General features: G+C 45.8%; 28 protein-coding genes and 1 tRNA gene. 10 read left to right on the forward strand and 19 right to left on the reverse strand.

All coding sequences use genetic code 11. The features are described 5' to 3' along the window. Position 1: 1 nt before the first annotated feature. The 11 genes from Q4Q49_RS12710 to Q4Q49_RS12760 all read right to left on the reverse strand — a co-directional run bounded on the left by Q4Q49_RS12710 (position 2) and on the right by Q4Q49_RS12760 (position 7,334). Complete coding sequence (locus Q4Q49_RS12710) at positions 2-1,192, reverse strand: protein kinase domain-containing protein (protein ID WP_311999501.1); 1,191 nt, start codon at positions 1,190-1,192, stop codon at positions 2-4. Between the two features lie 302 nt (positions 1,193-1,494). Beyond that, a complete protein-coding gene (locus Q4Q49_RS12715) occupies positions 1,495-1,854 on the reverse strand; it encodes a hypothetical protein (protein ID WP_311999502.1) in 360 nt (119 codons plus the stop codon). Then, positions 1,844-2,059 carry a helix-turn-helix transcriptional regulator gene (locus Q4Q49_RS12720; RefSeq protein ID WP_006082023.1) on the reverse strand — a complete coding sequence of 72 codons (216 nt, stop codon included), beginning with the start codon at positions 2,057-2,059 and terminating at the stop codon, positions 1,844-1,846. Before Q4Q49_RS12720 ends, Q4Q49_RS12715 begins: the two co-directional genes overlap by 11 nt. Positions 2,060-2,119: 60 nt before the next feature. After that, positions 2,120-3,388, reverse strand: a complete 1,269-nt coding sequence (locus Q4Q49_RS12725) for a tyrosine-type recombinase/integrase (protein WP_311999503.1) — start codon at positions 3,386-3,388, stop codon at positions 2,120-2,122. After that, on the reverse strand, positions 3,389-3,613 hold the full coding sequence (locus Q4Q49_RS12730; protein WP_048908676.1) for a hypothetical protein: 225 nt from the start codon (positions 3,611-3,613) through the stop codon (positions 3,389-3,391). It lies immediately after the preceding gene. Continuing rightward, positions 3,603-4,289 carry a replication protein P gene (locus tag Q4Q49_RS12735; protein ID WP_311999504.1) on the reverse strand — a complete coding sequence of 229 codons (687 nt, stop codon included), beginning with the start codon at positions 4,287-4,289 and terminating at the stop codon, positions 3,603-3,605. The genes Q4Q49_RS12730 and Q4Q49_RS12735 overlap by 11 nt, the downstream gene beginning before the upstream one ends. Beyond that, the gene (locus Q4Q49_RS12740; RefSeq protein ID WP_311999505.1) at positions 4,286-5,077 is read right to left on the reverse strand and encodes a helix-turn-helix domain-containing protein; all 792 of its coding nucleotides are present in this window, start codon (positions 5,075-5,077) and stop codon (positions 4,286-4,288) included. Before Q4Q49_RS12740 ends, Q4Q49_RS12735 begins: the two co-directional genes overlap by 4 nt. Before the next feature lie 145 nt (positions 5,078-5,222). After that, on the reverse strand, positions 5,223-5,975 hold the full coding sequence (locus Q4Q49_RS12745; protein ID WP_311999506.1) for a hypothetical protein: 753 nt from the start codon (positions 5,973-5,975) through the stop codon (positions 5,223-5,225). Between the two features lie 165 nt (positions 5,976-6,140). Next, positions 6,141-6,467, reverse strand: coding sequence for a hypothetical protein (locus Q4Q49_RS12750; RefSeq protein WP_006083868.1), 327 nt, complete (start codon positions 6,465-6,467; stop codon positions 6,141-6,143). Positions 6,468-6,472: 5 nt separating this feature from the next. Then, positions 6,473-7,096, reverse strand: a complete 624-nt coding sequence (locus Q4Q49_RS12755) for a hypothetical protein (RefSeq protein ID WP_311999507.1) — start codon at positions 7,094-7,096, stop codon at positions 6,473-6,475. A gap of 43 nt (positions 7,097-7,139) precedes the next feature. Beyond that, positions 7,140-7,334 carry a Cro/CI family transcriptional regulator gene (locus tag Q4Q49_RS12760; RefSeq protein WP_311999508.1) on the reverse strand — a complete coding sequence of 65 codons (195 nt, stop codon included), beginning with the start codon at positions 7,332-7,334 and terminating at the stop codon, positions 7,140-7,142. A 105-nt stretch (positions 7,335-7,439) separates the two neighbouring features. On the opposite strand from Q4Q49_RS12760, the gene Q4Q49_RS12765 reads away from it, so the two are divergent. Further along, the gene (locus Q4Q49_RS12765) at positions 7,440-8,150 is read left to right on the forward strand and encodes a helix-turn-helix transcriptional regulator (RefSeq protein WP_311999509.1); all 711 of its coding nucleotides are present in this window, start codon (positions 7,440-7,442) and stop codon (positions 8,148-8,150) included. Positions 8,151-8,191: 41 nt separating this feature from the next. Here the strand turns inward: Q4Q49_RS12765 and Q4Q49_RS12770 are convergent, their stop codons facing one another. From Q4Q49_RS12770 to Q4Q49_RS12785, 4 genes are all read right to left on the reverse strand, one after another. Beyond that, positions 8,192-9,253, reverse strand: a complete 1,062-nt coding sequence (locus Q4Q49_RS12770) for a GTP pyrophosphokinase (protein WP_311999510.1) — start codon at positions 9,251-9,253, stop codon at positions 8,192-8,194. Between the two features lie 103 nt (positions 9,254-9,356). Next, positions 9,357-9,746, reverse strand: coding sequence for a contact-dependent growth inhibition system immunity protein (locus Q4Q49_RS12775; RefSeq protein ID WP_311999511.1), 390 nt, complete (start codon positions 9,744-9,746; stop codon positions 9,357-9,359). A 127-nt stretch (positions 9,747-9,873) separates the two neighbouring features. Beyond that, positions 9,874-10,326: a DUF6985 domain-containing protein gene (locus tag Q4Q49_RS12780; protein WP_311999512.1), complete on the reverse strand. Its 453-nt coding sequence runs from the start codon at positions 10,324-10,326 to the stop codon at positions 9,874-9,876. A gap of 106 nt (positions 10,327-10,432) precedes the next feature. After that, positions 10,433-11,566 (reverse strand): SIR2 family protein, encoded by a 1,134-nt coding sequence (locus Q4Q49_RS12785; protein WP_311999513.1) that lies wholly within the window; start codon positions 11,564-11,566, stop codon positions 10,433-10,435. A 616-nt stretch (positions 11,567-12,182) separates the two neighbouring features. On the opposite strand from Q4Q49_RS12785, the gene Q4Q49_RS12790 reads away from it, so the two are divergent. The 8 genes from Q4Q49_RS12790 to Q4Q49_RS12825 all read left to right on the forward strand — a co-directional run bounded on the left by Q4Q49_RS12790 (position 12,183) and on the right by Q4Q49_RS12825 (position 15,476). Further along, positions 12,183-12,545, forward strand: a complete 363-nt coding sequence (locus tag Q4Q49_RS12790) for a hypothetical protein (RefSeq protein ID WP_259576205.1) — start codon at positions 12,183-12,185, stop codon at positions 12,543-12,545. 139 nt (positions 12,546-12,684) lie between these two features. Next, on the forward strand, positions 12,685-13,032 hold the full coding sequence (locus tag Q4Q49_RS12795; RefSeq protein WP_006083879.1) for a hypothetical protein: 348 nt from the start codon (positions 12,685-12,687) through the stop codon (positions 13,030-13,032). 29 nt (positions 13,033-13,061) lie between these two features. Continuing rightward, positions 13,062-13,370: a hypothetical protein gene (locus tag Q4Q49_RS12800; RefSeq protein WP_028760251.1), complete on the forward strand. Its 309-nt coding sequence runs from the start codon at positions 13,062-13,064 to the stop codon at positions 13,368-13,370. Beyond that, a complete protein-coding gene (locus Q4Q49_RS12805) occupies positions 13,371-13,649 on the forward strand; it encodes a hypothetical protein (RefSeq protein WP_173243282.1) in 279 nt (92 codons plus the stop codon). After that, the gene (locus tag Q4Q49_RS12810; RefSeq protein WP_011847800.1) at positions 13,646-13,876 is read left to right on the forward strand and encodes a hypothetical protein; all 231 of its coding nucleotides are present in this window, start codon (positions 13,646-13,648) and stop codon (positions 13,874-13,876) included. The genes Q4Q49_RS12805 and Q4Q49_RS12810 overlap by 4 nt, the downstream gene beginning before the upstream one ends. Beyond that, positions 13,873-14,193 (forward strand): hypothetical protein, encoded by a 321-nt coding sequence (locus Q4Q49_RS12815; RefSeq protein WP_311999514.1) that lies wholly within the window; start codon positions 13,873-13,875, stop codon positions 14,191-14,193. The genes Q4Q49_RS12810 and Q4Q49_RS12815 overlap by 4 nt, the downstream gene beginning before the upstream one ends. Positions 14,194-14,251: 58 nt before the next feature. After that, on the forward strand, positions 14,252-14,467 hold the full coding sequence (locus Q4Q49_RS12820; protein WP_006083887.1) for a DUF4224 domain-containing protein: 216 nt from the start codon (positions 14,252-14,254) through the stop codon (positions 14,465-14,467). Further along, positions 14,460-15,476, forward strand: a complete 1,017-nt coding sequence (locus Q4Q49_RS12825) for a tyrosine-type recombinase/integrase (RefSeq protein ID WP_311999515.1) — start codon at positions 14,460-14,462, stop codon at positions 15,474-15,476. The genes Q4Q49_RS12820 and Q4Q49_RS12825 overlap by 8 nt, the downstream gene beginning before the upstream one ends. A gap of 93 nt (positions 15,477-15,569) precedes the next feature. Here the strand turns inward: Q4Q49_RS12825 and Q4Q49_RS12830 are convergent. Next, positions 15,570-15,646 (reverse strand) — tRNA-Trp (locus Q4Q49_RS12830). 368 nt (positions 15,647-16,014) lie between these two features. Between Q4Q49_RS12830 and Q4Q49_RS12835 the strand changes: the two genes are divergently transcribed. Next, the gene (locus Q4Q49_RS12835; RefSeq protein ID WP_311999516.1) at positions 16,015-16,353 is read left to right on the forward strand and encodes a PBPRA1643 family SWIM/SEC-C metal-binding motif protein; all 339 of its coding nucleotides are present in this window, start codon (positions 16,015-16,017) and stop codon (positions 16,351-16,353) included. Between the two features lie 111 nt (positions 16,354-16,464). Here the strand turns inward: Q4Q49_RS12835 and Q4Q49_RS12840 are convergent, their stop codons facing one another. From Q4Q49_RS12840 to Q4Q49_RS12850, 3 genes are read right to left on the reverse strand one after another with little or no spacing between them, the layout of a single operon-like run. Beyond that, complete coding sequence (locus Q4Q49_RS12840; RefSeq protein WP_311999517.1) at positions 16,465-17,406, reverse strand: hypothetical protein; 942 nt, start codon at positions 17,404-17,406, stop codon at positions 16,465-16,467. A 40-nt stretch (positions 17,407-17,446) separates the two neighbouring features. Continuing rightward, on the reverse strand, positions 17,447-17,605 hold the full coding sequence (locus Q4Q49_RS12845) for a hypothetical protein (RefSeq protein ID WP_311999518.1): 159 nt from the start codon (positions 17,603-17,605) through the stop codon (positions 17,447-17,449). After that, the gene (locus Q4Q49_RS12850; protein ID WP_311999519.1) at positions 17,602-18,534 is read right to left on the reverse strand and encodes a 3'-5' exonuclease; all 933 of its coding nucleotides are present in this window, start codon (positions 18,532-18,534) and stop codon (positions 17,602-17,604) included. The genes Q4Q49_RS12845 and Q4Q49_RS12850 overlap by 4 nt, the downstream gene beginning before the upstream one ends. Positions 18,535-18,536: the final 2 nt, after the last annotated feature.

Below are 18,536 nucleotides of genomic sequence, written 5' to 3' on the forward strand. Positions count from 1 at the left end.
TTTAGATAAGTTCGTAATCCCGTTCCCCTGTGTAGTTGTAATAGTACTGGACTGTTTGAAGCATTACATGACCATCAACCACTTGACGCATAAAGTTACGGACATCTTCTAGTTCTAATGCTGTAATGAGGTCAACATTATTATCTGGAAAATACTGTTGTTGGGTTTGAATACTTAGAATATTACCGCCCATGAGTTTCCTAAGTTCATCCACATCATGAGCACACTCTGACCTAAATTTATAATGTTTGGCACGCACTCCATTCACTTTGAATGTGTTAATCATATACTCTAAGCCCAAACGAATGAGCGTAAATACATTCTCGAAACTTTGAGTTATATCCTCTAGTTCTGAGTCTTCTGAAATTCCCGAGCTAAATTCAATTCTAGCCTCATCTCCAAGAGGGGATTTGGAGCATATTTCACTTAAGAGGCTAATCAATTGTTTTTTATCATACTTAAATCGAGTTGCCTGTGTCATTTCAGGCACATCTTTTAGCGAGCTTAAGTACATAATATCAATTAGCTTTACATTTCCGTCATGCTCTACCAGCACGTTTTCGTCGTGCAAGTCCATGTGTACTAGACCTTGAGCATGGATGTGCTTAACACCTTCCGAAATTTCATGACCAAGTCTATAAGCCTCTTGATTAGTTAAATCACCATTTAATCGTTCTTCCAGCGTAATACCATCAATGTGTTCCATGACAATACACTTTTCATTCCCAATATTTGGAATGAATACACTTTCAATTGAATACACATCTACTACATTCTTATGCTTTGATCTAACCAAAGCTCTGGCGTGATCTAAAATTGTAGATACACCTTTACCTTCCTCTCTGAGCACTTTAACAGCAACGTTCCTTCCAATTTCGTCGGTGCCTAGCCATACATCTGCAAACCTACCGTCACCGATAGGATTTAATAAATTGATATCCAAAACTTTCCTCTTCATTCGGAAACATAACGTCTTAGTATTTATGCGCTGCGCTGTTTGCAGGGCATAAATCGCTTGTTGGACTTGGCCGCTGCCACATCCGTGTAAATGGGTATGAATGATGCTATAGGAATTTGCTTTTTTGCGGTAACGGTTTTTTATACAGTTTGATGGGTAATCACTTGATATCGTTTTAGCTTTCTCATTCTTTTCGCTCACTTTCGACTGATTATTGACCTTGGTTGACAGCATTTTGGTCCCACATTCAGGCTAACACTCGTACCACATTTTCTTATTGGCTAACGTAATTGCGGTTGGATAAAATTGATAAGGCCAGAAATAGATAGCATTACTAAAACTGGGTCAATGGCCTGATGTTGGAGTTAGCTAGATGCCGCTTTGCTAAAGAGCAATGGGGCAAATGTGTTTGTATTTGAATAGCGAATTATTTTGCATAGGTATCTGTCCGAACCTTTGATAAAATCCGGTCAACGGGTTAGCAGTCTTGGTGGACAACCGTCTAACCCGCCAGCCCTCGTAAGAGGGCGTTCCTTCTAATTCATCCTATCTAGCAGTGCCATTTCGGCTTTTCTTAACCAGAAGATGTATGACTTTTTACTGTCAAATCCCATTAAGGCCCACTGCTCTTTGCACAGGTAATGGGCGCGAATGGCGCGTTTGCAGTTAATGGACAGCTGCTCAACGAGGTGATCAAAATGGGCGACGTGGGCAGGCACGTTGAGTTCGTGCTTTAAGTTGCCACCGCCCATCGCTTCACCTAAGCGGTCGCAGGCGCTGCGGTTTGAAAACCCCTTGCCCAGTTCTTGGTACACCCAATAACGGCCCCAGCGATAAAGCCCTAACCGCAACGCCTTAATGTTCATCCTCTGCTCGGGTTCATCACTAAAGCCCATTGGCCACCTCATTTATCTTCTCGATGGAAAGCTTAAACACATCAAGGCATATCGATGTCACATCGTCATAGGGCGCAGTAGTACGGCCATTTTCCCAACGTTGGTAAGTGTTGCGGCTAATGCCGTAAATCTCAGCCACTTCGTCTTGGGTCATGCCCCGTAAACGGCGCCCTACTTTCAATACATCCGCGGCGCGATTAGCCATAAATCCTCCTGCGTGAAGTCCATAACCCAGTTGTGCTAATTGATATTGTTATCGTTATTGTCATAACCACCCCACTAACATTGGCTCGTCTGGCTCACTCGTCTCAGTGGTCGATTGGCGCATAATCTCGGGCGCCACATCATCAAACCCCAGCGTGATTAAGTGCGCATGGTAGGCATCTAATGCCATCAACATGCCCTTATCTAAGGTGCTGTTGACGTACGTGCGTAGCAGTAATGGCAAGGTGTGATTCAATATCCGCTCACCCACCATGGTATCTACGCCCATGTCAGCAATAATGGTGCGGCACAGTTTGCGCAGTGCGTGGGAGGTAAACGCCTTAAACCGAATCGTTTCACTCCAATACTGCGCGGTACGTATGCTCACCGGCCCTACTTCGCCTGGGAACAAAAACGCCCGCTTGCCCACATGCGTGTATTGCCAATGGGCGTAATGGGTAATCAGCTTCTTGGCTGTGGGCGTCATGGGCAATCGGTGCTCTTGGCGGTTCTTGGCATTCTCAGCGGGAATAAACCAGTAATCACCGGCAAAGTGGTCCCAACGTGCTAAACGGGTTTCACCAATGCGGGTACCGAACATCAGCATCAGCACAAACAGCATCGCCACCGGTCTTGCAGCATTTCGCAATGCGCTGAATAACGGCCCTACGTCCGACTCGCTTAATTGCGTGCCCACCAAAGGCGGCATCTTCAAACTCATTTGCACCCGATACCCCGCCAAGCTATTGCTGTCTAACACCCGTAAATCGGCCGCAACCGATAACGCCCGTTTCAGCACTTTCACCGCGGCTTTGATGTAATTGGCCGAATAGCCCTGCGCCAACATGGGTTTGATTAAATAACTGTCCACCGCGATAAAGTTCAGCTCATTGAGTGGTAACTCAGCAAAGCAGCCGCTGAGATGTTTACTCACCAACGATTTACAGTTACTGCGCCAGCTGTTGCTTAAGGTGCGGTTGCACTCCACATGGCTCACAAACCACGCCAGCAATTGCGAAACAGTGGCAAACTCGTTGCTGATTACCGTTTGGCCCATGCTGCGTTTGGCGAGCAAACTGGGTAACTCGGTTAAAAAGGTCTTCAAGCACATCACTGGCCACACACCCTGCTTTTGCCACACGGTTTTGCCTGCTTCGTTCATCACTAAATACACCGAGGCTTGGCGTCTATCGGTCGAGGCCCGTAACCGCACCGCCGGAAACTGCGTGTCCCGAAAGTCCCGTGTTATCCCTGCCCGCAACCAACGGCGCAATACTGCATCGTTTAACTTGCCTTGCTCTACGCCTGTTGCTGTCATCACCTGCGCCATCTAGCCCTCCAACCGATATTCAAAGGTGTGATGGGTACCCGAGCGTATGCGTTTTACCCGCTGGTTAATCGGCATATCCCGAAACCGCGCACTTAAGGCCGTCTCGCTGTCGTGAACCCCAAAGCGGTTAAAGCTCTCTTGCTGGATTTCAAACAGGGTCCAAAACCGTTTACCTGTGATGATGCGCATTAAGCGTTCGCGCTGGGTCAGTGGTTTATTCGCCATCGTTTGCCCCCTTAAGTCCAAGGTTGGTTCGTAAATTGGCAATAATTGATTTGGCCTTGGCCGCCTCAGTCGGCCGCGTCACCGTTTCGGGTAATGCCTTTGGCAATGCCACATCGGTCAACTCGCCACGGCTAAAGCGCCTGCACAACACTTTGTAATTGCGCTCAAACGTCATTAACACGTCCTTTTCAAGCCCAGTGGCAAACATCCAACTGCCCGTCTCGCGTACCGCTAAGCGCACCACATCATGGCTCCACGTATGCTTATCAGGGTGATGGTAATGGCGCGCAGCCTCCTTAAACGCCGCTTCCAACGTGGGCAATCCCAAATCACAGGCCGTAGGTTGGCACCACAACGCAAACTGGCGCGGTGTCGGCCAAAACTGCCTATCGCCCTGCTCGCGTCTAGCGCGATTCAGCCCCGCTTGCACTTGCTCGCGGCTGGCAATCCCCTGCGCGGCCAAGGTTTTAAGCCACTCGGCTTTGTGGGTTGCTTCGTCCTCTGGCCGCGGCGCGCTCACCGGAAACAACACCCGCAACTTGCTAAACACGCTGTCCACAATCGCCATGTCCATCGCCGTCGGCTCAGGTTTCGTCACCCGTGAGCCCTGCCCAACCAGCGGCTGGCGCATCAAGGTCTGCAGTGATTTCATGCTCGCATTTTGATTGGCAGTCATATCAAGGGGTCCTCAGGGTCATACACCGCGTAGCTCCAATCCACTTGCCCAACGGCGGTTGCCATAGGTCTTGGCAACGGCGTCAGCCAGTGGCGTTCACGGATAAACTTGGTAATGCCGAGCACAAACTGGCCGTTCGCGCTAAAACCCCAACTCGCATCCTGCGCCGCAGCGTCCTTCAACCAGGTCACCGCCAACACACAATCGGCGTCGGTCAGCTTTTCGGCCTTCCACGCTTTCCACGCAGCCGAATCCGAGCCGCCTTTGCGATGGGCTGGGTAGGCTTTGAAAAACGCATTGAAAACCGACTTAGCACTCGTTGCTGGACAACTATCTTTTAAAGATTCTTTGATAGGTTCAAAAGAGTGACAGATTCCGGTGCTATCTGGTGGCACAGGGGGTCTGCTATCTGGTGGCATACCTATGCTATCTGGTGGCACCCCTGTGCTATCTCGTGGCAGAGGGGGTCTGCTATCTGGTAGCACCCCTATGCTATCTGCTAGCACAGGGGGTGCTACCTCGTAGCAGATTGAAATTGTATAAATATTGGTTAAATTTCCCTTAGGTCCCTTACGATATTTAACCGTGACAAAACCCATATCAACCAAGGCCGCAATGTGCTTTCTCACTGTGCTATGACCAATCTCACACTGATCTGCAATATGCTGATGGCTCGGCCAACACTCACCATTATCGTTCGCGTTATCAGCAAGCTTGATCAACACCAGCTTGCGCAGTGGATTACCCACCTTGGCCTTCATCGCTTTTACCATCAATTCCATACTCATAAGTCACCCCCAAACAGAGCAACCCACAAACTCGAATTGACGCAAACCCCATGCTTCAGTAACATGATATTGCCTCACTTTAGGTATTAAGCCCGCATCGGTCGCCAAAACTTCAGCGGGCTTTCTTATGTCTACAACAACGGGATCAACTGCAATGCGCCCCGTTGCCCTCCGCTCGCTCGCCTTCACTGCCAAGCAAGTAAACCTCGTGCGCCAAGTTACTGCGCAACTGGCTAAAAAAATCACGCCGTTTAATGTGCACGTTGCGGCTTTTCGCGATTGCACTCATATCAGCTGCATTCACATCAACCGCACTCGCATCAGCCGCGCCTACATCCGCCGCCAATAGCGCAATAGAACGCTCCGCGCGTTGTTCTTCCATCAACAGATAATTCATAATCCAATCAATGCTCACCGTTGGCAGCAACAACTGCTTGCCACTGCCCAGCAACGCCTTATCCACGATGTCGGTCGCGATAACCGCCCAACGCTCGGGGCGACTATGCTGCAATTCATCGCAGCTCCTTAACACCTCAACCATTCGGCCCACCTGCGTTCGCTTAAACAACTCCGCCGTGGTCTGCCCATGAAAACAGGCAATGTCTTTGCCCATGTTCACGCCACTTAACGCTGCCCGTTCAGAGGTTGCCGCGCTAGGATCTTTGACGTTACGCTCAGCCACATTAGGCCCAGTGCTATTAGGGATGTTCGACTTAGCTTTAAGCGCCATCGCCTTAAGCATTAACTGCTTTGCCTGCATCATGAGTAATGTCACTTGCGCGGTTTCCATCTCGGTAAGCGTGGTCACGGCGGGCCCATCATCACTGCTAACTTGCCCATGCACCGAACACGCGGCGCCGCCCTCCAAACAACAAATCAAACATTCAGGATCAAACATCGTTATCCTCCTCACTTCATGATCTTAGGTATCAAGCCCGCATCGGTCGCCAAACTGTGGCGGGCAATTTGATAACGGTTTTTTTTACGCGCCCAGTTATCACTTAACTGATTTGTGAACATGCCATTCACTCCGTCTCTTATTTCAACAAGTCATTTCAACAAGTCATTTCAATAACTGCCACTTATGCCCATTGGCACACACGGCGCGTTTTGAGCCCGACTTGGTTTGCTTTAAAGCCAAACCGCACTGGCCACACGGCACATCAGCCACTCGCTTAAGCATCACCGCATTAATCTGTGCGCTGTGATTAGCGCGTTTAGGCCGATAACCTAACGCCCGCGCCACTTTCACATACTCTTTCGCAATCCATTTACCATCGGGTTCTAAGTGCAAACCGTCGCCGATCATGTCGCCCAAGCGGATCAACTGTTGGTGCAACTCAGTCTTAGCACTGGCGATAACATTGATGTTCAGGTTCGATTGCGGCATCGCGGTCACTTCTCGGCCGCGAATTGCGCCGCCTTACCGCCGTGACTCGCTAAATACGGATACGCTAGCTCTAACGCCGCCATGCTGGCTTGCGTGGTCGCCGCCGACTCTTTTAACTCGCGGTGCGCCGCCACTAACTGCTCGCGCTTAGGTTCACTGCCCAAATGGATCACCGCCACTTGCGCCTCGGCGTTCTCTTTGGTGAGCGATGCCGCCATATCGGCCACATGCAACACATGGCCATCATTCATACGATCAGCAATTACCGTCACCCCAGTGCAACCAAACACATCGTTGAGATACTGCACCCGCAAATGCTCAGGCAATGCCGCCACCAGTGCTTGTTCAACATGAAACAAGCGATCAGCCTGCGGATGCTGGCCCTCGTACTGGCCGAGCCAACGGAACAGCTTTTGCGCATTAATCCGCGCATCGTTGTGCACATCTTGACTGCTCGCAAAGCTAATCCCCTCCGCCGCTAACAACTCGCTTAGCCCAAGGCGCTCAACCGCCGCAACAAAATCTATCGCCAGCGCAAAGCGTGTCATCTTGGGTAACTCCAACACCCGATGAATCGTTTTCATCAACAAATTCAAACGGCTATCTTTTTTACGTGAATTGGTTTTCATGCTAATAAGCCTCTCTCTGTTAACGTGTTAGAACGGTTCAGTGTTAAGCGGCATGCTCAGAACTCACTAATGGCAACTCAGTCGCCTTGAGTTCACCACCAGTTAACCGTTCGATTTGATAAGCGCGGAGTTCGGGAACGTCTACAGGCCACTTCGATATGGCGGCTTGAGACACGCCAATAGCGGCCGCGAGCTTTGCTTGTGAACCAAAGTGATCTATGGCTGCGGCTTTTTTCATAATGACTCCAAAGTGAATGAAACACAGCAACAATATAACTATGGTTAATTCAAGTCAATAACTTTGGTTAGTTGCCATATATAACCTAGGTAATATACTTAACCAATGAAAACACTTGCCCAAAACATACGTGACAGAATGGCAGCCATAGGCATGACTCAAAAAGAGTTAGCCGAACGAGCGGACATTTCTCAAGTCATGGTACATAAACTAGTATCCGGTAAAGTTAAAACTACTGGAAAGCTGCTAAACATAGCGGCCGCTTTGCGTTGCACCGCCGAAGAACTTCAATATGGCGAAGAAGGAGCAAAAGCAAAGGCAGCCAACAGAATTGAATCCAACGCTGAATGGGCTGGCGGATTTGAGCTCTGGGACAGTGATACCCCATTAGGGGAAGATGAAGTTGAAATTCCGTTTTACATGGAAGTAGAGCTAGCCGCAGGGGATGGCATTCTTGATAGCCGCGAATTTAAAGGACCAAAACTGCGTTTCACTAAGAGCACCCTTAAGCGTCAAGGTGTGAATAGTGACTATGCGGCCTGTGTCAAAGTGAACGGCAACAGCATGGAGCCCATATTACCCCACGGCTCAACGGTCGGTGTTGATACCTCTGCCACCGATGTGATCGACGGCAAAATGTACGCCGTTAACCACGATGGCATGCTACGTATCAAAGTGCTGTATAAATTACCCGGTGGTGGTTTACGCCTGCGCAGCTACAACACTGACGAATATCCAGACGAACGCCTCGATGCCGACCAAGTTAAACAGGTGAAAGTGATCGGCAAAGTGTTTTGGTATTCAGTTCTGTTGTAAAAACGATTTAATCCCAAATAGCTCTTCTTATGTATTAGACATTAGCCAATCTCTTCTTCGTCATGTTCGTCTAAGATGAGTGCCTCATGCTCATCTAAAGCTTGAAGCATATTTGTAAAGTTTTCTCCTGTAATAAACTTACCCAAAAGCTTTAGTGAATCACTGTCAACCACCCAATTAAATGAGACATTACCTAGGAACTTTTGCCAATCGGTAATCAACATCCAGTCTCTTACAATACCAAAGACATTAGAACGTTCCCCGACTTCTTTATACGCCTCGACATAACCTTTAGGTATTATGCTTATAAGGTCTTCCAGTGTATTTACGCCGAAAGAGTTCAACTCTTGAATCAATTCACTAGTATTATTTTGAATACTAGTACTACTTAGAGTAATACCGTTCTCTTTAACCCAAAAACCAAAGTATTCCTTTAAACTAATTGAATCTATCGTTGCGGTGTAATCACCTAGTTTAGACTTTTCATCAATTGATTGTTTATACAAGTCAATTTGTGAAGATAATTCATCGAACCCTTTATCAGCTATCTCTAACATACCGGCATAAAGATATAACTTTCGCTCAATCTCAGGTGGTAGAGAACCTGAAAATTTATAGTTACTATCATGAGCTAATTCTGCCCAAGCATGTTGAAGTACAGTTCTAACCTGAACTTCAAACTTTAAATCCGTAAGTTTGGAATACTCTGGTAGTGTTGATCTCTTGTTGCCAAGAGTACACACAAAGTGTACTGACCGATATCCGATTTGGTCTTTTGAAAGCATCTTGCTTTTATCTAATGAATTGTTTTTATCAACACCAAATGAGTCTGAAATCAACTTCGAGACTCGATCAACATCCGACTCAAAGTAGAGGATAACTCTAACGCCTGAGAGATCAGTCATCTGAACTTCAGGTTTCTTATACCCTTTTCTTGTGATCTTCTCCAACGCACTCTTTTTATCTTTTGTGCGACCTGTTACAGCTAAAAAAACTATACCATTTGCTTTGAGCAAGTTTTCAAATACCGTAATAACGGATTCTGTAAGCCTAGAATGTGTTTTTAAAGCACTATCAAGCCAAATTGAATTTTTATCTTCCATCATACTCCCAAATTTTAAAAGATAGGCAAACACCCCAAGCTGGGGATTTTATGAGTGTTTTTCAGCGAGTAAAATTAACGCTGGCTTGGCTTGTTAGGGCACATTACCAAGAAATATTGCCCTCTAGACCTCTTTTAGCTCTTTGTAGAGTTTCCAATGCAGAGTCAATAGAGTGAATTAAATCAAACGCTCTAGCTTTTAATTCTGCATTTGAATCCCAAAACTGACTACCAACACCCGACAAAGAACATAGTAAATCGCCTTCATACATGTCACCTGATACCAACAACTGATTTTCAAGGATATCTACAGCCAAGGGTATTACGTAAACCAGCCCAATTTCTTGACCTATGAGCATTCTAAGGTTTTCTGCTGTTAAATTTTTTAAAGGGGTTTTACGCAGTTGGTGACAAGTTGTAACTAAATGAGATTTGAATTCAGGCTCCTCCCAAATATCACCTTCTAATACTTCCAGTGTTTTCGAATAATCCATGTCTACTACCTGATGGGCCCTAACGCCGCCATATGGGGCGCACAAATGCTTGGCTAAACTTAGCGACGAAGGAGCGCAAGCCAAGCGTTTTGCGTTCAACTACCATAATGGCCTTGTTATAAATCGATTACTCTAAGCCAACCCTTAATATTTTTCCGTTTTTAATTACGACTCTCAAACCATGCTCTACATCGAAGGCACACTCATACTCTAAATGAAGTTCTCCACCTTCATCTTCAGGAAACATGAACACTCCTGGTTCGGTGACATAGTTCCACACTTCATTAGGTGCGAATAGCTTTGGCATTAGCTCGTCGGCATACTCCCCTAAACCAAGATGATAATCAGGTAAGACTCTCTGGTAATATTGGAAAATTGCTTCCTCAATTTTAGGGAACTCAAGTTCGATATTATTGTAAAGCCAGTTGATAGAATCTTTATGCGACTGCTCTATTTCACCAGAACCAGATAACCCTATAGTAAACAAAACACTTTCACCTAAAGCAGGAAAAGATATTTCCCCCTCTAAATCGTGTCCCGTTAATTCTAATTGATCAATTATTTTTTCGGCTACTTCCATATTTACCTAGATTTATAACGCCCGCTTAAGCGGACGGAAATAGTTGGCTAAAATTTGTGAGGAACGAACAATAGACCAACTGTTGACGTTCCGTTTAAAGCGCTTGTTATAAAGCACTTTTCGTACGAACTTTGTTCAAAACTTCTGGAATATCATCGTATGAACTAACCCAAATAATCCCGACTCCAAATGAAAGCGCATCATTCTCTTCAAACTTTTCCATTAGATTAACTAGCTCATTGGAAAACTCTGGTAAATCGAGCTCTGCTCTCATTTTATCTTCTAGAATTTCGTTATTCTCACTCAGTAATTTTTTAAGTTTTTTCTCAACATCGTCCTGATCTAATCTCTTTTTAATACAATAATGGTGTATTTCGTTATCACCACGTTCATTTTTTGATATGTCGAGAAGTCTTCTTAGGTTTGGGTCAGAGAAAGATAAACCTATGAATACACAGTTGTAATCCTTGAATTTATTTATTTGTATTAAATTACTCCAACCATATATATCAGAATATTGTTGGTGATAACCATTTTCACTTAAAACAACTTTATTCTTGGTTGTTAATTTCCCTGCGCTAGGTAAGTAGCCATGCACATGATAAATAGCTAATTCATTTTTCCCGGTTTTCATCCCGCTTGCATGTATAGACTTGAAGGGAATATCTACCTCTATGTTCTTTAGACACCGCTCAAGTATATCGTCATAGTTGTATGTAATAATTGAATCTAAGTTAGGACTTCTGCCTGCTGCGATACATAGCTTTCTGATCTCTTTCATTAAACCAGATTCATCATCAATATTTACACCACTATAAATGGCATCTCTAATAGCCGTTTCAAAAGCAATTTTAGAGCGAGGGTGTTTTTCTTTGAAATGATTATGCAAATAACGAGCAGTTACTAATGAATTTGGCTCAAACACTCTTGAGAAAGTTTTAGCTAAAACCCCTGACTTTTCATCAATCTCATCTTTCGTAGTATCGTTATCCGACTTTAAAGAAATGAGAAGTAACTTTTGAAGGAGTAAATTCCAGTCAGGAATACCGTATGAAGCAGATGCTCCAGCACCAAGAACTAGAACAAGTGATTCTGATTCAAACCACTCTGAAATCTCTTTTACTTTGTTCTCTTGAGAAATGTTCTGGAGCTTTGATAGCGGAATCTTAAAAAGATCAGAAGCTAGTAACTTGGCTGATTTACTTAATAAATCAAAACTAACTGCGGTTTGCCAACTCAAAACGAGCTCCTTAGTTATTGTGCTTTATAATATTTTATTAGTGCGCATGCGCGATTATCACGTTAGACCAGTGAAAACGCGCACAGTTAACTCTCTGTATGCAAAGAACTTATCAGCTTTTTATCAAATACACCATCCGCAAAAACGCTTATGTGCGTTGCCCAAATCTATTAACTGATTTTGGTAAGTATATCCACATGATTTTAAATGGTTTATTAATTTTAGGCTGGAAAAACGCGCAAAAAAATGAGTTAAAAAACACTCAAAAGTATCCAAATTTAAATACGACTGTATACCCATACATTGTTAGTCGCTTTACGGTAGGGCCAAACATTAGCTAAATAGATAAGAATTTGTAGGGCAACAGGTGAAGGAATTTTCGATTGTTCTAACCAGTCAAAACACTTTCGGAGCATAACGGGGCAATCAACCTCCCCTACAAACATGACCTAACCTTGCACCAGCATAACCCTCCTTATATCAATCTCTTATTCTGTGTTACAAGTCGCTCATCAAACCATATAACTAAAATTAACCAAATTAATTAACCATAGTTATTGACCAAGTAATTAACCAAGGTTATATTTTGCATATACCCACTACCGAGGACAAGGAAATGATTCTAGCGAAAGTTCACACCACACCTAAGCAACGCGATGAGTTTCGTCTACTGGTTGCAATTCGTTTTGCCTGCTTGATGGCGCTGGCCAAGGGCCACACCGATCCGATGGATTGCCCACGGGTGCAAGCCCGCTGCGCCGAACTGGTAAAGCATTTTGCTTATCACCACCCTAGCGCTGCCTTTTACCGCCAGTTCATTCGCCACACGGGCGAACTCGGGCTCAATTTCTGCCTGCGCTTCACCGAGCCCCAACAAGGTTTGTACGGCAAGGTGATGGTGTGGCGTAACGACTCGCAAGCCGTCACTAATGTGCATCCGCTGCACACGATGACTACAGCCACGCCCGTCGGCCACTAAGCAGTAGAGCCGCAGAGCCGCCGCGAACATTTACGATTTAGGCTATCTAGGCAAAGCAGCCAAGGCAAAGCAACCAAGGGGTGATGGTCCATATCCCTGTAACGATAACGACGACATTTTCACCTTGTTGGAGGCAATTATGTTTTTTGTTTACGGCGTGTCCATGACCTTAGCGAAAAATCAAGCGGCCAAAAAGTGCAGCACCTCAGTAGGCGTGCACCCTAACCGCCGTCAACTGAGCCCTGCGGAGTACCAAGCCAAGTTGGATGATATGGCGCAGCACTTGTTTGAAACCATGAAGCCACAACGCCTGTCGCATTCGTTATCGACGCCCGCGCTGTGCCAGCAATATATCGTGTTAGCCATGACCCAAGAAGCCCACCGCGATGTGCATATTCGCTATCACAAGCTGTCGGACAAGGTGAACCCCAAAACCAAGAAACCCATCATCAATCTGGTGGTGTTTAACGGCGAAGCCGCAGCTTAGCCCTGCTGATTCAAAAGAAGGAATAGCGCATGAACCACTTACTCCCGGGCTTTGAATCACAAGAGCGCGTTGCGTTATTGCTATCGCTCACCCGCATTAGTTCGCCCGAGGTGATTGCCGCGTTAACGCTGCATTACACCAGCGCCCTACCCGCCGAACGCGCGGCGGCTCGCCACGGTATTGAACTGTCGAACTTTATGCGCGGGCAAAAGAAGTTAGAGCAAATCGCCGCCACGGTCGAGGCCATTAAAGCCATTGACTGGGCCAAGCTGCAATTAACTCATTTGCAATCAAGCGCTTTGCTAACAAGCCCTTTGCAACCGAAGCAGGTGGCCTAAATGACTCAATCAGCGGCGTTTCGCCATCTGCTAAATCATTACCGCAGCCATAAGTTAAGCCTGTTACTCAAGGCTAAAACGGGCGACAGCATCAAAATTGCGCTGGCACTCGGCGCATTAGATTGCCTGTACTGGCAAGCATTGGGCAACGGTTTAACCAACCTCGCCAAGGGCATTAGCCGCACCATAGTGTATTCGTACCGATATCACCCAATGCGCCTGCCCTGCCATTCGCCTGTCAGCCAAACAAGCGACAACCAAAACAAGGAGGCGGCATGAATACGTTTAGCACTAAAGCGGGTGTGGTCACGTTATCTAAGCCCTACTTCACCTTGATGTGCGATCAACAACAAATCGAAGTGAAGTACACCCCCAACAACTACCACGGTTGGGGCATTTGTAAGTCTTTTAACGCCATCGAGTGCAGCGACTTCGGCCAAGCCGACGCCGAAGTATTCGCACTCAATGCAGAATCAAAACTCAGGATAAAAGGAGAAGCAGCATGAAGTCGATACAAGCAGCAACAGTTGAACGTGAAGAAGGTTATTGGACCCATCCAGATTTGCCCGAGTGGGATGAAGGCGTGACCCGTGTTGAGTGTGAAGCATGGGCGGCGCGCCAAGGCGGCGAGTTTGTGGCGATTTGGTTTGAACTCGATGCCCCTGAAAACTTAATCGAGCGCTACTTTGACGAGGGCGACACCGATATCAGCGATTGGCACCCCGTTTGCGACAAAGCCGGCTCATTCTTACTGAGTATTCACGACACCGAAGATGGCCCCGTCGCGCTGTTTTTCGCACCTAAGGATAAGGACGCGGCATGAAGCTTCAACAGGTGTTATCCGTGTTGGTAAGCCATAACTATGTGAAGGAGTTTAGACCATGAGCCAGCTATTAACTGATGCTGAACTTGAAGTATTGAGTGGATTAAAGCGCCCAGGTGCGCAAGTAAAATGGTTACGTGATCAGGGCATAAACTGCTTTATACGTGCCGATGGTAAACCTTCTGTCACTTGGGATTTTGTGAATAATCCTCGGGGTATGTTGGTTCATCACAAGTCAAGCGAGCCCAACTTTGGAGCACTAAGCAATGCGTAAACGTAAACCTGAGGATGCTTGGTTACCACCTTCAGTCTACATTCATCGCCGTGCTGGAAAGCCAATTTGTTATGTGATTAAGCGTCCTAACTCGACTAAGGTGCTGTGCAAAATCACGGCGAGTAAAGCCGAGGTATGGACTGCATACGAAAAGGCAGTGGCTGAGCTTAGCCTTGAGTACACGGTTAACCGTTTAGCGATGGAGTATTTGGATAGTGCAAACTTTAAAGAGCTTGCCCCCAGAACCCAGCGAGATCGGGACCGTGAACTTAATGTGTTCAGTAAAGTGTTTGGCAGTATGTTACCGGACCGTATTGAGCCACATCATATTAGGCGCTATATGGATCTAAGGGGGCAATCAAGTAAGACCCAAGCAAACCATGAACTCGCAGCAGCTAGCGTGATGTTTGCTTGGGGTTATGAGCGTGGACGCTGTAAAAGCAACCCCGCAAAAGGGGTTAAAAAGTTTAAGGTAAAGGCTCGCGATAGATATATTACTGATGCGGAGTTCAACGCTCTGCTTTCATGTGCAGAGATAAGGTTAAAAATTGCCTGTGAAATAAGTTACCTATGTGCAGCAAGGCAAGGCGATGTTTTGCAATTAACTTGGTCGCAGGTCAATGAAGATGGCTTGTTTATCCAACAGGGTAAAACAGGGAAAAAGCAAATCAAAGCTTGGTCGCCTCGACTACGAAAAGCGATTGCCGAAGCAAGAACTCTGCATTCAGGCATTGCCAGTATTTATGTCATTAATAAACATCCCAGCGGGAAATTAACACAAGATGGATTGCGCAGTGCTTGGAAGCGAGCGATGGCAAAAATGGAAATGGATTATCCGCAGATTGAACGCACTTTTACGTTCCATGATATTAAGGCTAAAGGTGTATCAGACTTTGAGGGAACACTGTCAGAGAAGCAACAATACTCGGGCCATAAAACCTTGGCACAAGTGAACACCTACGACAGGAAAGTGGAAATAGTACCGACAATTGGTAGCGTTAAAAAATGACTACTTATTCAATCCGAGTAAAATCATTTTCTACGTTTTATTCTACGCAAAATAAAACGGCTCGCATATTTCTATGCAAGCCGTTGTTTTATTTGGCAGGGGTGGCAGGACTCGAACCCGCAACCATCGGTTTTGGAGACCGCTGTTCTACCAATTGGAACTACACCCCTGTTGACGTGGGGCATTATGCTAAAAGCACTTCCAAAGGTAAAGTACTTTTTATGACAAAACTCATTAACTGAAGGTTTTTCAAACAAGTTAGACGATTACTGTTGAATTAATTACCACTGAGATTAAAAAGCCACCGCATATCGGGCACGATGTTTTAACGAATGCATTATCTAGAGAATTAGCCGCCCTAATGTCCTAGCTAGAATCACTGCAGTAAATTCGACAGATATGGTTGTTTCGACAAGTTTTGGACCACTTAATGGCAAAAGCCACACATTTATCGAAAAAAGATCTGAGTTCGATTTATAAAATCGGCGTTTTATAGTATAAGCATCGTCAATTTCATACACTGCTCGACGGAACCAAGATGTCTGACAAATTTTTCTTCAAAGGTCGTAAAACGCCTAAGCCAAAGCATGAGAGCTTTGGTTACAACACTAAGCGTGCCGCTAAACCGGGTACAGAAGCTTTCCCTCTGCAATTAATCGTTGCCGATGAAGCGCGTAAACTCGAAGTTGCTGCGATTATTGCCGAACACCAACTGTTTGCTAATATCGAAGTCAATGCCGACGTTGCTGAAGATATCCTTGAGTTAGAAGGTTTATTGAATAAACCTAAGACCACAACGTTCGAGAAGAAACCGAATCGTAACGAGCCTTGCGCTTGTGGTAGCGGTCAAAAATTCAAGAAGTGCTGCGGCAAGTAAACGCTTTAATCAGCGTTATGAGTAATAAAATAGATAGGGACTTTTACTGTGACGTTTTTGTACGTCGGGAATAGCCCCTTTTCTCTCCCTAATTCAAGTTTCTGCCCAAAGCTAATCTTCCAGCTTTGAGATAAAAATCCGCTGCAAATCGTTATTCCACAGCTGAATAATTTTGCGGGTCTTTTCTTTATTCCAAAAACATTTGCCAAATAAAATCAATCCCGCACCTTCTAGATCGCGTTTATCTTCTATTTCAAATTGCGCTAATAATGGCAGTTTTATCCCATCGATAGGAATGCCGATATCTTTACTGTCGGCAGGATTAAGCCAGCTCATGATCGGGTCTGTATGGGATATTGTGCCCCAATACATGTGGGGTTTGTTATCGAGCGGGTCGGCATCGGCAAAGTTGACGAACAGGTTCTTCGCCCGCCAACGGTATTTGCGCTCAGTGTCTGTGTATACCCAGAGATCAGATTTCGCCAGATCTGTGCCACGCAATAAACTGTGCAGTAACTTTTCGAGCCCTTGGCTTGGCACCCGTTTCTCGGTTGTGCGCGCCGCAGTGTTAACTTGATAGTCTGTTTTCGACTCTTGCACTTGACCGTCCGCTGACGATGCAACAGGTACTGGTGACGACTCAGATATAGAAGACGACTTAGCCGTTGGCGCAGTCTTACTTGCAGATGGCGCGGTGGGCGCTTTGTTTGCGGGAGAATGGCGGCGGGGCTTGCGACTGAAATCGATCATTAAGGCATCGGCGTCCACCAGCTGTTGCTGCACTTCAATGGCATCTTGCTCCTCACGGGACTTTTGTGCCGAAGGTTTAAATTCAATGCAATCGGCTTGATGATATCGCGAGCCAAAACAAGCGGTTTTACCGTCTTTTGAGGCTTTACGGAAATATGCTTTACCACCGCAGGCGGGGCAAATTAACCATTGCCGCAAACGCTCGATATCCTCATCGGGTAATTGTTGAAACTTAAAAACACTATAAGTCGTTCTCGCAATTAAATGATCCTCTGTTTCGAGTTCACAAATAGCATCTAACATAGTGTTCTCCTTTATTTTCGACTGCTGGCAATACCGCTATCTATGCCCAAGCATTAATCCCAAAAGTGATAACACTTAACAGAAGCAAGATGCCAAGTACGCGGTAAATCAAACCTAAAGTACTGGTGCCTTGTGAGCTCGCATCCGAATGTAATGGCATGGTTTTAACTTTTGCGGCATCTTGGGTTTTGTGTTTCATTCGGCATCCTTAAAATATTTCGCCAATGGCATTATCAAACTTGAAGGAATTAATAATGCGGCTTTTGCGGCACTTGATGCATGATAAAAGGGTGTCAACTGAGATATTAATGCGTTGAAGCATTTGAGTGCGGCCAAGGCATCGGCGGCAGCATAATGAATTTGCGCACTGGATAAAGGCACGTACTGCCAATTCGATAAGGTGACTTTTTTAGGTTTGTCGATACGAGCACCCAAAAGCGCCGCAACTAATTGGCGCGTCCCCATTTCCTTCTCCGCTCCAAGTTGAGCCAGTGCCCAATTTAAATCTAATGTTGATGCGACATTAATGCCCCATTGTCGCCTGAGGGCTTGTGTATCACTGCGTAAACCAACCCCGACTTTGAGTATGGTTTCATCTTCTAATAAGGCTTTTAACTGGATGAATTGCTCTCCCAGAATGGCATGCTGAAATAAATAACAGGTATTCGCAGTTGCGATTTGGATAAGACTCAAGGGGTGTTGCACGCCGCGCTCAAAGCTTGCACGGGTTTCAGTATCAAAACCTAAGACTTGCTCAGCCTGTAATAGTGCTAATACTGTATTAAACTCCGACGGCTCAACTACCTCGATGCGGACATGTTGAAATTCAAAAACTGCTAACGCTGCAAGTTCAATATCATCAATACGTGTAGTCAAAGCGATACGTTGCTGCAGCCACAAATATGCCCACTGACGCTGCGCTTGAAGTTGAGTTTTAGCTTTAATTGCATTTTCAGCCTTGGCCGATACCTGCTCACTTTTCTGCAGCTCGGTCAAGGCATTGAGGTTATCAAGATAAGCCGTGCCAGCAGCATCCATTGCCACCATTAATCCATCGGCATCTTTGCCAAACTCTTTACGTAACCAAGCCAGCTTACTCGGGGAGACACAGTACTTCATTAACTTCATCG

The sequence above is a fragment of the Shewanella sp. SP1S1-7 genome (assembly GCF_031932105.1).
In the GTDB taxonomy this organism is placed as follows: domain Bacteria; phylum Pseudomonadota; class Gammaproteobacteria; order Enterobacterales; family Shewanellaceae; genus Shewanella; species Shewanella baltica.